This window comes from Azospirillum sp. BE72 (assembly GCF_031455875.1).
Taxonomy (GTDB): domain Bacteria; phylum Pseudomonadota; class Alphaproteobacteria; order Azospirillales; family Azospirillaceae; genus Azospirillum.
Window position 1 is genome coordinate 75,063 of sequence record NZ_JAVDTO010000012.1, and the last position, 12,972, is coordinate 88,034.

5 protein-coding genes are annotated in these 12,972 nt (G+C 60.7%); 3 read left to right on the plus strand and 2 right to left on the minus strand.

Going from position 1 to position 12,972, the window contains the following annotated elements; all coding sequences use genetic code 11:
- Positions 1–19 precede the first annotated feature (19 nt).
- From J2Y49_RS23345 to ppdK, 3 genes are all read left to right on the plus strand, one after another.
- A complete protein-coding gene (locus J2Y49_RS23345; RefSeq protein WP_310117380.1) occupies positions 20–3,760 on the plus strand; it encodes a vitamin B12-dependent ribonucleotide reductase in 3,741 nt (1,246 codons plus the stop codon).
- A 257-nt stretch (positions 3,761–4,017) separates the two neighbouring features.
- Positions 4,018–6,279 (plus strand): EAL domain-containing protein, encoded by a 2,262-nt coding sequence (locus J2Y49_RS23350; protein ID WP_310117381.1) that lies wholly within the window; start codon positions 4,018–4,020, stop codon positions 6,277–6,279.
- A gap of 355 nt (positions 6,280–6,634) precedes the next feature.
- Positions 6,635–9,328: a pyruvate, phosphate dikinase gene (gene ppdK / locus J2Y49_RS23355; RefSeq protein WP_310117382.1), complete on the plus strand. Its 2,694-nt coding sequence runs from the start codon at positions 6,635–6,637 to the stop codon at positions 9,326–9,328.
- A 324-nt stretch (positions 9,329–9,652) separates the two neighbouring features.
- On the opposite strand, the gene J2Y49_RS23360 is transcribed toward ppdK, so the two are convergent.
- Positions 9,653–10,069, minus strand: coding sequence for a TIR domain-containing protein (locus J2Y49_RS23360; RefSeq protein ID WP_310117383.1), 417 nt, complete (start codon positions 10,067–10,069; stop codon positions 9,653–9,655).
- Positions 10,069–12,855 (minus strand): ATP-binding protein, encoded by a 2,787-nt coding sequence (locus J2Y49_RS23365; protein ID WP_310117384.1) that lies wholly within the window; start codon positions 12,853–12,855, stop codon positions 10,069–10,071. Before J2Y49_RS23365 ends, J2Y49_RS23360 begins: the two co-directional genes overlap by 1 nt.
- Positions 12,856–12,972: the final 117 nt, after the last annotated feature.

Below are 12,972 nucleotides of genomic sequence, written 5' to 3' on the forward strand. Positions count from 1 at the left end.
AGCAGGGGACAGTCTCATCATGCGGATCGAGCGTCGTTTCACGCACGAAGGTCAGGACGCCTACGCCAGCCTCGGCTTCCGCCAGGCGACCAGCGAGATCCGCAACCCGGATGGAACGATCGTCTTCCAGCAGACCGGTATCGAGGTGCCGGACAACTTCTCGCAGGTCGCCAGCGACATCCTGGCCCAGAAGTATTTCCGCAAGGCCGGCGTTCCCGCCGCGCTCCGCGCCGTGGAGGAGAACACCGTTCCGTCCTGGCTGTGGCGCAAGGAAGCCGACCAGGAGAAGCTGGCCGCCCTGCCGAAGGAGAAGCGTTTCGTCGGTGAGCATTCGGCCAAGCAGGTCTTCGACCGTCTGGCCGGCACCTGGACCTATTGGGGCTGGAAGGGCGGCTATTTCGACACCGAAGCCGACGCCCGCACCTTCTTCGACGAGATGCGCTTCATGCTGGCCGCCCAGATGGCGGCCCCGAACAGCCCGCAGTGGTTCAACACCGGCCTGCACTGGGCCTACGGCATCGACGGCCCGAGCCAGGGCCACTTCTACGTCGATTTCAAGACCGGCCTGCTGACCTCCTCCGCCTCGGCCTACGAGCATCCGCAGCCGCACGCCTGCTTCATCCAGTCCGTCGCCGACGACCTGGTGAACGAGGGCGGCATCATGGACCTGTGGGTGCGTGAGGCCCGCCTGTTCAAGTATGGCTCCGGCACCGGCTCCAACTTCTCCCGCCTGCGCGGCGAGGGCGAGAAGCTGGCCGGCGGCGGCAAGTCGTCGGGCCTGATGAGCTTCCTGAAGATCGGCGACCGCGCGGCGGGCGCCATCAAGTCGGGCGGCACCACGCGGCGTGCGGCCAAGATGGTCACGGTGGACATGGACCACCCGGACATCGAAGGCTACATCGACTGGAAGGTGAACGAGGAGCAGAAGGTCGCGGCGCTCGTGACCGGCTCCAAGATCTGCCAGAAGCACCTGACGACGGTGATGGCCGCCGCCCAGTCGGGCCTGGACCCGAAGGAGAACAAGGAGCTCAAGAAGGCGATCCTCGCCGCCCGCAAGGATCAGGTGTCGGAGAACTACATCCAGCGCGTGATCCAGTTCGCCGGCCAGGGCTTCACCTCCATCGAGTTCAAGACCTACAACACCGACTGGGATTCCGAAGCCTACCTGACGGTCTCCGGCCAGAACTCCAACAACTCCGTGCGCATCTCCAACGAGTTCGTGCAGGCGGTGCTGGACGATGCCGATTGGAACCTGATCGGCCGCACCAACGGCAAGGTGGTGAAGACCGTCCGTGCCCGCGACCTGTGGGACAAGGTCGGCTACGCCGCCTGGGCCTGCGCCGATCCGGGCGTGCAGTTCGACAGCACCATCAACGAGTGGCACACCTGCCCGGCTTCGGGGCGCATCAACGCCTCGAACCCGTGCTCGGAGTACATGTTCCTCGACGACACCGCCTGCAACCTGGCGTCGCTGAACCTGATGTCGTTCCGTCTGAAGGACGGTTCCTTCGACGTCGAGGCGTTCGAGCATGCCTGCCGGCTGTGGACCATCGTGCTGGAAATCTCCGTGCTGATGGCGCAGTTCCCGTCGAAGGAAATCGCCCAGCTCTCCTACGAGTTCCGCACGCTGGGCCTGGGCTTCGCCAACCTCGGCGGCCTGCTGATGGCGTCCGGCCTGTCCTACGACTCGGACGAGGGCCGCGCCTATTGCGCCGGCATCTCCGCCGTCATGACCGGCGTCGCCTATGCCACCTCGGCCGAGATGGCGCAGGAGCTGGGTACTTTCCCCGGCTTCGAGGCCAACCGGGACCACATGCTGCGGGTCATCCGCAACCATCGGCGCGCCGCCAACGGCGAGATGAACGGCTATGAGGGTCTGGCGGTCGAGCCGGTGCCCTTCGTCGCCGACCTCTGTCCGGACCAGGAACTGGCGCTCGCCGCCGTCCGGGTGTGGGATGAGGCGCTGGAACTGGGCGAGGCCCACGGCTACCGCAACGCCCAGGCCACCGTGGTCGCCCCGACCGGCACCATCGGCCTGGTGATGGACTGCGACACCACCGGCATCGAGCCCGACTTCGCCCTGGTGAAGTTCAAGAAGCTGGCCGGCGGCGGCTATTTCAAGATCGTCAACCGACTGGTGCCGGAGGCGCTGAAGACGCTCGGCTACACCCCGGACCAGATCGAGGAGATCGCGCTCTATGCGGTCGGCCACGGCACGCTGAAGACCGCGCCGGGCGTGAACCACGAGTCGCTGAAGGCCAAGGGCTTCACCGACGAGCTGCTGGAGCGGCTGGAGGGCAACCTCGCCACCGCCTTCGACATCAAGTTCGTCTTCAACCGCTGGACCATCGGCGCCGATTTCTGCACCCAGACTCTGGGCATTCCGGTCGAGACGCTGGACGCCCCGGGCTTCGACCTGCTGAGCCACATCGGCTTCACCAAGGCGCAGATCGAGCAGGCCAACACCTTCTGCTGCGGCGCCATGACGCTGGAAGGCGCGCCCTTCCTCAAGGAAGAGCACCTGTCGGTGTTCGACTGCGCCAACCCCTGCGGCCGCATCGGCAAGCGCTTCCTGTCCTGGGAATCGCACATCACGATGATGGCGGCGGCGCAGCCCTTCATCTCCGGCGCCATCTCCAAGACCATCAACATGCCGAACACGGCGACGGTCGACGAGTGCAAGGACGCCTACCTGATGTCCTGGCGCCTGGGCCTGAAGGCCAACGCGCTGTATCGCGACGGCTCCAAGCTGAGCCAGCCGCTGCAGGCCGCCCTGCTCGACGACGAGGAGGATGGCGAGGCGGTCGAGGCGATGATCGAGGCGCCGGCCGCGGTCCGCGCCCAGATGGTCACCGAGCGCATCGTCGAGAAGGTGATCGAGCGGGTGGTGGAGCGGAAGAGCAGCTCGCGCGAGCGTCTGCCGCACCGCCGCAAGGGCTACACCCAGAAGGCCAATGTCGGCGGCCACAAGGTGTACCTGCGCACCGGCGAGTATGAGGACGGTCGCCTGGGCGAGATCTTCATCGACATGCACAAGGAAGGCGCCGCCTTCCGGTCGCTGATGAACAACTTCGCCATCGCGGTGTCGATCGGCCTGCAATACGGTGTGCCGCTGGAGGAGTTCGTGGAGGCCTTCACCTTCACGCGCTTCGAGCCGTCGGGCATGGTGACCGGCAACGACACCATCAAGATGGCGACCTCGGTCATCGACTACATCTTCCGCGAGATCGCCATCTCCTACCTGAACCGCACCGATCTGGCGCACGCCACGCCGGAGGATCTGGTGCCCTTCACGGTGGGCAGCGGCGACAAGCAGGGCGACCTGCCGGACACCCAGGTGCAGCCGTCCGACATCGTCCGCCGCATCGCGTCGACCGGCTATGTCCGCAACAACCTGCGCGTCCTGCATGGCGGGCAGACCCAGCGAGCCAGCGCCGCGGCGGCCTTCGCCGCCACCGGCACCGACACGGCTGCCGTCAGCGCCACCGCGTCGGCCGGCACCCAGGCGTCGGTCCAGGCCGCCATGTCGGCCAGCCCGGCGGTCGCCGCCGCCACCGCCCAGGGCCATGTCGCCTCGACCGCGGCCACCGGCACGGCCTATGGCGGCAGCACCAGCGAGCAGCGCTTCGACCGCATCCGCGAGGCCCGCGCCCGCGGTTACGAGGGTGATCCCTGCGGCGAGTGCGGCAACATGACCCTGGTCCGCAACGGCACCTGCCTGAAGTGCGACAGCTGCGGGTCGACCACGGGCTGCAGCTGAGCCTTCCCCGCAGGGTGTCCGGTCCGGGCGCTTTGGGGTGACGAAAGAAGAGGGAGGGAGCGGGAGACCGCTTCCTCCCTTTTGCTTGCGCACCAAGGGATCCGAGGTCCGCTGTTTGGAACCGGTCTCGGGTGGTTGTACCAGCAGGGTCCGAATGCGACGAGCGCTTGACCGCGCAGCGTGTGTTCATGTTAGCTGATTCTCCCGGGAGCGCCGGCGCGGCGTTCCCCGAAGGATGTCCGGGGGGATCAGGGGTCATGGATTCGGCCGGGGCCGCGCTGGACGACCGTCTGCCGTCCGATCGCCTTTTGCGGGTGACCGCTGCGCAATGGAGCGCCGCGCTGGTTTGGACCGCGCCCGACGGAACCATCGTCGGCGCCAATCCGGCTTTCGCCCGCCTTGCCGGCTGTCCGCTCGACGGCATGATCGGCCGGTCGCTGCCTGCCCTGCTCGACATCGGCGGACGCGATTGGCGGACGGTGTGGGACTGGGCGCAGGGCGAGCATCAGCCGCCCGGCAACGGCACGCTCTGCGTACCGCGCCGCGACCCGGTTCCGGTCGATCTGCACTGGCAGCATCTGGCCGACGGTGCGGACGCCCTGCTTTTGTGCGAGATGCGCTGTTTCGACGAGCGCGAGCGGGCGGAAGCGGTGGCCCGCCTGCAGCAGGACGTGCTGGAACTGGTGGCCGCCGGCCGGTCGCTGAAGCAGGTTCTGGATTTCCTGTGCCGGCAGGTGGAGGCCTGCGCGCCGGAGGTCACCTGTTCGGTGATGCTGCGCGACGACGAGAACCGCATGCGGGTGGCCGCCGCCCCGTCGCTGCCCGGCGCCTATGCCGCTGCCATCGACGGGCTGGCCATCGGGCCGGATGTCGGCTGCTGCGGCAGCGCGATGAGCCGGGGCGAGGCGGTGATGTCCACCGACATCGCCGGCGATCCGCGTTGGGCGGCTTACCGCGACGTCCCGCTGTCGCATGGGCTGGCCGCCTGCTGGTCCAACCCGATCAAGGGGCGCAATGCCCGGATGCTGGGCAGCTTCGCGCTCTATTACCGCGAGCCGCGTCCCGCCGCCCCCTTCCACCGGCGGCTGGTGGAGGCCTGCGTGCATTTGTGCGCGCTGGCCATCGAGCATGACCGGGCGCGGGCGGAGATCAACCGGCTGGCCTATTTCGACACGCTGACCGGGCTGCCCAACCGCCAGCTTCTGGCCGACCGTGCCACCGCGGCACTGGCGCTGGCCGGACGCACGCGCCAGCCGGTGACGCTGATGTTCCTGGACGTCGACCGCTTCAAGACCATCAACGATTCGCTGGGCCATGCGGTCGGCGACCAGCTGCTGGTGGAGGTGGCGAACCGGCTGCGGCGCCTGTTCATCGAAGGCGACACGCTGGCCCGGCTGGGCGGGGACGAGTTCGTGGCATTGCTGCCGGGCTGCGACGCCGCCCATGCCGCGCTGCTGGCGGAGCGGGTGCTCGCCAGTCTGTCGGTGCCGCTGACGGTGGCCGACCTGACGCTGACCCCGACCGCCAGCATCGGCATCGCCGTGCATCCCGACGACGGCATGGATTTCGACACGCTGCTGCGCCAGGCCGACGCGGCGATGTACCGGGCCAAGCAGGCCGGCCGCAACCGCTGCCATTTCTTCCGCCGCGACATGAACGAACAGGCGGTGCGCCGGCTGGAGATGGAGGCCGCGCTGCGCGAGGCGTTGGACCGGCAGGAGAATGGCCCACGGGCAGATGCGGGGGGCGAGGCGCCGTTCGAACTGCATTACCAGCCACAGGTCCGGCTGAAGCCGCATTGTCTGCACCGGGTGGAGGCGCTGATCCGCTGGACCCACCCGCGCTGGGGAGCGGTTTCGCCGATGGAGTTCGTGCCGCTGGCCGAGGAATGCGGGCTGATCGACCGGCTGGACAGCTGGGTGCTGGAGACCTCGGTCGCCCAGCTCGGCCGCTGGCGCGCAGCCGGGGTGCCGGTGCCGGGGCTGGCGGTCAATGTCTCGGCCGTCCGCTTCGCCCGCGGCGACCTGCCGGACCAGGTCCGCACCGTGCTCGCCGCCAACGGCATCCCGGCGGGCGACCTGACGCTTGAGATCACCGAACGGCTGATGATGACGGAGGAGGTCGGGGCCCATGACGCGCTGGATGCCCTGCATGCGCTGGGCGTCACCCTGTCGATCGATGATTTCGGCACTGGCTATTCCTCCTTGAGCTACCTGAAGCGCTTCCCCGTCGGCGAGCTGAAGATCGACCGCAGCTTCGTCAAGGAGCTGGACATCGACGCCGCCAACCGGCCGCTGGTGCGCGCCATCATCCAGATCGGCGAGGCGCTGGGCCTGACCGTCGTGGCCGAAGGGGTGGAGCGCGAGGCCCAGCACCGCATGCTGGAGGCGGAAGGCTGCGCCATCGGCCAGGGATACCGCTTCGCCCGGCCGATGCCGGCTGCGGCGCTGGCGGACTGGTTGGCCGGGGAGGGCAAGCACTGGGTGGAGTGTCCGGCCGACGCCTGCTTCAGCATCTGAAACATTTGCGGCGGAAATGATCCCGTTTTTCTTTGGATTTGCGGGGTACTTCGGCCGCAATTCACCATTCGAATCGGTGCTTATGCGGATCCGCCGGAGTAAAGGGGATCCGTCCAATACGATATAGTCGCAACGCTCCTTTGCCGGCGAAGCGCAGGTCATCCCGTTCTAGACCACGCGACTGTCTTGTGTCCCAACGTTTGGGGCGATAGAAGGTCCACTCAGCGGCATGTGCGGTCAAGCAAACTGACCACGGTGTCCCGCTGAGCGGATCAGACCCGCCCGGCGGACCGCCCGTGGAGCACAAGGGGAGCACCCGCACGCCGGACGACCATGGGGCGAGAGGAATTCCGCGATGGCGAGCCAGGGTGAATCCAAGTGGGTCTACAGCTTCGGGGCCGGTGCCACCGAAGGACGGGCCGATATGAAGAACCTGCTGGGCGGCAAGGGCGCCAATCTGGCCGAGATGGCCAATCTTGGCCTGCCCGTTCCGCCGGGCTTCACGATCACCACCGAGCTGTGCACCTATTTCTACGCCAACGGCCGCTCCTATCCGCCGGAGCTGACGACGCAGGTCAAGGCCGCGGTCGAGCGGCTGGAAACGGCGATGGACGCCAAGTTCGGCGACCCGGCCAACCCTCTGCTGGTGTCGGTCCGTTCCGGCGCCCGCGCGTCGATGCCCGGCATGATGGACACCGTCCTGAACCTGGGCCTGAACGACGCGACCGCCGCCGGTCTCGCCAAGCGGTCGGGCGACGGCCGCTTCGCCTACGACAGCTATCGCCGCTTCATCCAGATGTATTCCAACGTCGTGCTCGACGTTGAGCATCACCATTTCGAGGACATCCTCGACAACCACAAGCGCGACAAGTCCTACAACCTCGACACCGACCTGTCGGCCGAGGATTGGCAGGCGGTGATCGAGGACTACAAGAAGGCGGTCGAGCGCGAGCTGGGCCGGCCCTTCCCGCAGGATGTGCAGGAGCAGCTGTGGGGCGCCATCGGCGCCGTCTTCGGCTCCTGGATGAACGCCCGCGCCATCACCTACCGCAAGCTGCACGACATCCCGGCCGATTGGGGCACCGCGGTCAACGTGCAGTGCATGGTCTTCGGCAACATGGGCAACGACTGCGCCACCGGCGTGGCCTTCACCCGCAACCCGTCGACTGGCGAGAACGCCTTCTACGGCGAGTATCTGGTCAATGCGCAGGGTGAGGACGTCGTCGCCGGCATCCGCACGCCGCAGCACCTGACCATCGCCGGCAAGATCGCCAACAAGTCCGACCTCCCCGCCATGGAGGAGGTGATGCCGGAGGTGTTCAACCAGCTGAACGAGGTCCGCCTCAAGCTGGAAAAGCACTACCGCGACATGCAGGACATCGAGTTCACGGTCCAGCAGAACAAGCTGTTCATGCTGCAGACCCGCAACGGCAAGCGTACCGCCCCGGCGGCGCTGAAGATCGCGGTGGATCTGGCGAACGAAGGCGTCATCGACCAGAACGAGGCGGTCCGCCGCATCGATCCGGCCTCGCTCGACCAGCTGCTGCACCCGACGCTGGACCCCAAGGCCGACCGCAAGGTGATCGCCAAGGGCCTGCCGGCCTCCCCCGGCGCCGCATCCGGCAAGGTGGTGTTCACCGCCGACGAGGCCGAGCAGATGGCCGGCAAGGGCGAGTCGGTGATCCTCTGCCGCATCGAGACCTCGCCCGAGGACATCCACGGCATGCACGCCGCCCGCGGCATCCTGACCAGCCGTGGCGGCATGACCAGCCACGCGGCGGTGGTTGCCCGCGGCATGGGCCGTGCCTGCGTGTCGGGCGCCGGCGACCTGCGCATCGACTACAAGACCAAGCAGATGGCCGTCCGCGGTGTCACCGTGAAGGAAGGCGACATCCTGACCATCGACGGCTCCACCGGCGAGGTGATGCTGGGCGAGGTGCCGACGATCCAGCCGGAACTGTCGGGCGACTTCGCCACCCTGATGGGCTGGGCCGACGGCATCCGCCGGATGAAGGTCCGCGCCAACGCCGAAACCCCGCTGGACGCCCGCACCGCGCGGAAGTTCGGCGCCGAGGGCATCGGCCTGTCGCGCACCGAGCACATGTTCTTCGACCCGGAGCGCATCCTGGCCGTCCGCGAGATGATCCTGGCGGAGGACGAGGCCGGCCGCCGCAAGGCGCTCGCCAAGCTGGAGCCCTTCCAGAAGAAGGACTTCGTCGAGCTGTTCACGATCATGGCCGGCCTGCCGGTGACGATCCGCCTGCTCGACCCGCCGCTGCACGAGTTCCTGCCCAACACCGACGAGGACATGGCGGAGGTCGCCCAGGCCACCGGCACCGATCCGCTGCGGGTTCGCCACCGCACCATCCAGCTGCATGAAGCGAACCCGATGCTGGGCCATCGCGGCTGCCGTCTGGGCATCTCGTACCCCGAGATCTACGAGATGCAGGCCCGCGCCATCTTCGCCGCCGCCGCCGAGGTCGCCAAGACCACCGGCGAGGCCGTCATTCCCGAAGTGATGATCCCGCTGATCATCACGAAGAAGGAGTTCGACATCCTCAAGGCGGTGATCGACCGCGCCGCCGAGCAGGTGAAGGCCGAGACCGGCGTGACGGTGGAGTATCTGACCGGCACGATGATCGAGATCCCGCGCGCGGCCCTGAAGGCCGGCGAGATCGCCGAGTCGGCCGAGTTCTTCAGCTACGGCACCAACGATCTGACCCAGACCACGCTGGGTCTGTCGCGCGACGACGCCGGCAGCTTCCTGCCGGAGTACCAGCGCCAGGGCATCCTGGAGCAGGACCCGTTCCAGTCGCTGGACGTCACCGGCGTCGGCGAACTGGTGGAGATCGCCACCGAGCGTGGCCGCAAGGTCCGTCCGGACATCAAGCTGGGCATCTGCGGCGAGCATGGCGGCGACCCGGCCTCGATCTCCTTCTGCGAGAAGGTCGGGCTGACCTATGTCTCCTGCTCGCCCTACCGCGTGCCGATCGCCCGCCTCGCCGCCGCCCAGGCCGCGCTGAACAGCGACACGGTCAAGCGCGACTGAGCCGCTTCGGATAGCTGAAATGACGACGGCCCTCTTCCCGCAAGGGAAGGGGGCCGTTTCGTTTTGGGGGCGGGGTTGGGTGGGTGGAACAGCGTGGAACAGATATCGGGGGACTGTTCACTGTTCCATCCGGCACGTGAAGTTCGGGCGCAAGGTGACACTCGGAGCCAAGGGGCGGTTTCGGCGGAATGTGCGGAGGTGGCGGATCGCCACTGTCGGGCCATGCGGTGCCCTCCGCGGGTGATTGAGAGTAGAGGTTAGCATGGGTGGGGGCCATGGTCATGGAGTTGGCCCCCCCCGAATCGACCGATTACATCATGCACCTTACTTGACGAGCGCCAGTTTCCTGCAAATGGCGTCTATCAAGTCTGGAAGTTCTTTGAGGTCACGTAATGTACGATAACCGATCAGTTTAGATATTCCAGGCAACTCCTGCTCAGCATTTCCAAGAAAAACCGGTAGGACATATCCGCTTGCGCCAAGTTTAAGAAAATGTTCGACAATCACTTGGCGCTCGAACTTGGTCCACATCTTCTTCAGATAGATATCAGATGCAAGGACAACGCAAAACCGAGCGTTTCGATACCTCTTTGGAAGTGCTATGGTTAGATCCTCTCCCCAGAGTTCTTCCTGCTCAAAAAAATCATAAAACACGTTAAACCCTTTATTTCTGACCTCCACTGCAATTTTCTCTGCGATATCACGATCTTCTCCAGCGAATGACAAGGCAAGATCGTACATTATGTCGGCTCCTTTACTAGTTCAGATACTATGCTCTTTATTCTTGCGCTTGCAACGCCCTGATAAACAAAATCGTATACCTCTTTAGCAGCGTTTGCAGGGACCTTTAAAACTCCTTTTGGGATGGAGTTGTCAGTTCCCTTGTTTACTAAGAGGCCGGTTTTCAGAGCGCATTTGACAATCCATTTTACATCGATTCCTCCTTTGTAATATCCATGAACATTGTGTTCACTTCTTTGCGTAATTATTTGCCTGTCAAAGAAAAGCTTAAAAAAGCAAACCATATCCTCATGAATGCTTTGCGTAACTAGAACGGCCTTTTTAGCCCCGATGGTAACCATTTCCTGTACTGACGCGTCAGTCTGACAGGATTGTGAAAAGTTGTTAGCGGTCGCTGAAGTTGTTTTGCTACGGGATTGTAGATCTATCAGTCGGCTTCCATCAAATAGAGTCCTTCGATCAAAATGGCAGTTCCAAAACCATTCGTAACGCGCAATTTCTGCTTCTTGGAAATGCAACCCTCTAAAGTTGAATAGCACTTTCTGCTGCACACGTGATGAAGATATATCCCACAGCACGAAATCTTTGATTATATCGTCAGCAGGATCCTGAAAAACATTTTTTACCGCCTGAGTGTTTAGGTCAGCATCAGCGCCGCCTCTATCGAAGTTCATTTGAATCAGTAGATGAACAATTCCACTCAGAGCCTGTCTGATCGTACTTTGATGAAGGTTTCCTTTATAATTCCTGAGAAAGTCAACTACTTCATAAAGATAATAGTGTGCTTGATCAAGGCTGTATGACGAGAACCTAAATGACAAAGTGCGCAAGTAAAATGTTCCTAGCTTGGCCTTTCTTGAAAACGTGCGAATGAAATCATCGTCTCTTGACCGCTGGTCAGTTATGCTAAGATAGGAACCAATAACGCTAAATTGCTCTGCTAGGGTATCATTACGAAAACTAATTTTCCCACTACGATTAACCAGGAAAGGGTGGGCAATCATCTTATTGTGGACTACTCGTGAAATAAGGTTCATAACTTCCTGATTTCCAGTCACATCTGTGACTAAACTCTCAAAATGCGCATCAAGGCAGCTGTCTCCATATGACAATGCCATTTTAGAAAATAGCTGAACTTGTAAATCAACGTTTAGTGAATATCTATTTTTTACTCTTTCCCTGTTGCACACGCTGTACACGATTACATCAAACTTAATGTCCTCCCTAAGTATATCCGAGAAAAATTGATTCTTAAATTCTTCATCTGAATCATCGGTAGAGATAGTACATATTATGTCAAGAGCGAAGGGGATATATTTAAAATCAGACCCTTCCGCAAAATACTCGTCCGCAATGGAAATCGCTTTTTTAACAAGCTTGGGCTGGTGAGGAAATCTTGAATTAAAGAAATCTTCAGCTCTCCTTCGGTCGAATGGAAGAAGTTCAGCGAAAACAGCGTTTGGATAGCTGAAGTCTGCTACATTATCACGGCAGGTGATTAGAACCTTAGTATTACCGTAATTCAGGTTGTGGACTGAGTCCATAAATTCGCCAAAATTTACCATGTTAGCAAGGTTGGTCAAAATCTCATCGAATCCATCGATTATAATCGCGACAGTTCCTGTTGCGATTGCTATTTCGAAAGCTTCTCGCCCAAGTTGAGGTGCATTAATTGCTCTCTGATTTGCGCTATAAAGAGAATAAAGTTCATTAATATTACTGTATTCTGACAGATGAGAGTGCAAATACGAAAGAACCTCAGCGGACTCAAGATAAATCATATGAAGATGATCCGAGGACGATTTGGAAATGAATTGTCTAATAAGTGTGGTTTTGCCAATGCCTCCCGCACCAACTAACATCAAGACGGGAGAGTCGTTAGCTGACCACCAATTATCAAGAAATTCGAGTGCAGATATGTTGAATCCGTTGATCTTGGAATCAACATAGAATTCAATCGGGAAAACAGATGGTGCCTCAGAGGATAAGATGCTCTTAATTACATAATTCTTAACGAATTCTGTTACGAAGTATACTTTCTTTCCAAAAATCCGTGAAACGTTGTTTCTGTGCCGCTCGCTGTCGATAGGGCTTCGCCTGCTGTCGGTAAGGACGACAACATTTTTCTCAGACAAAATATCGGGAAAATTCTCAGCAATATGAGCGGCGGTATTTGCTAGTGTTGCGCTCATCTCTAAAACAACAAAAAACTTATCATCCGCAAATACATCGAGTCTTTCTTTAATTTTAAATATCTCATAGCCGATAGACTTACGCTTAACTCTTTGCCGGCCAGAAATTGAAACAATATCAGATGCGGGATAGCACATTTCAAGCATTTTGTGAACATCTAGAGAATTCCCATGCCCTGGGAAAGCAGACTTCAAGCCGCTAAATCGCCTGTGAAGGGCATCTACCAAGAAATCGACATCTCCAGCGACTGGAAGTATACTAAATCTACGGATATTTGCAGGAATTTCTAAGTTATCTTCATTTTTAATCAGAAGAGTTTCGCGAAGCTTATTGTCATCGTAAAGGTCGTCAACAACAGCATCTCTAAGATATTTGTCATGACGCATTTGATTGAATAAATCTTGACTTAAGACAATAATTGTACAAATGAACTTGTCTGAAAAAAGTGAATCTACTTTCTCTTTTTTTGTCTCCGTGTAAATGTCTAAATTGGACTCGCTGTCATAGGACCGCATAGTGAGTCCGTTTCTAACCTTTTCGACAAACTCAACATCAGATTCACTAGCAACGATTGCAATGCGACCGATTGTCATAATGTGTCCTGCTGCTATATGCTATACGTAGAAAGCGTATACATCACTCGCTCGGCGGCATCAACTTTTCGGTCGTTCCTACGGTAATGTGCTTGGCTCAGCATGAAATTCTACCAA

Bases quoted from the DNA above. Each gene is read 5' to 3' on its own strand.
- J2Y49_RS23360 (WP_310117383.1), bottom strand. From the start codon at position 10,069: ATGTACGATCTTGCCTTGTCATTCGCTGGAGAAGATCGTGATATCGCA.
- J2Y49_RS23365 (WP_310117384.1), bottom strand. From the start codon at position 12,855: ATGACAATCGGTCGCATTGCAATCGTTGCTAGTGAATCTGATGTTGAG.
- J2Y49_RS23350 (WP_310117381.1), top strand. From the start codon at position 4,018: ATGGATTCGGCCGGGGCCGCGCTGGACGACCGTCTGCCGTCCGATCGC.
- ppdK (WP_310117382.1), top strand. From the start codon at position 6,635: ATGGCGAGCCAGGGTGAATCCAAGTGGGTCTACAGCTTCGGGGCCGGT.
- J2Y49_RS23345 (WP_310117380.1), top strand. From the start codon at position 20: ATGCGGATCGAGCGTCGTTTCACGCACGAAGGTCAGGACGCCTACGCC.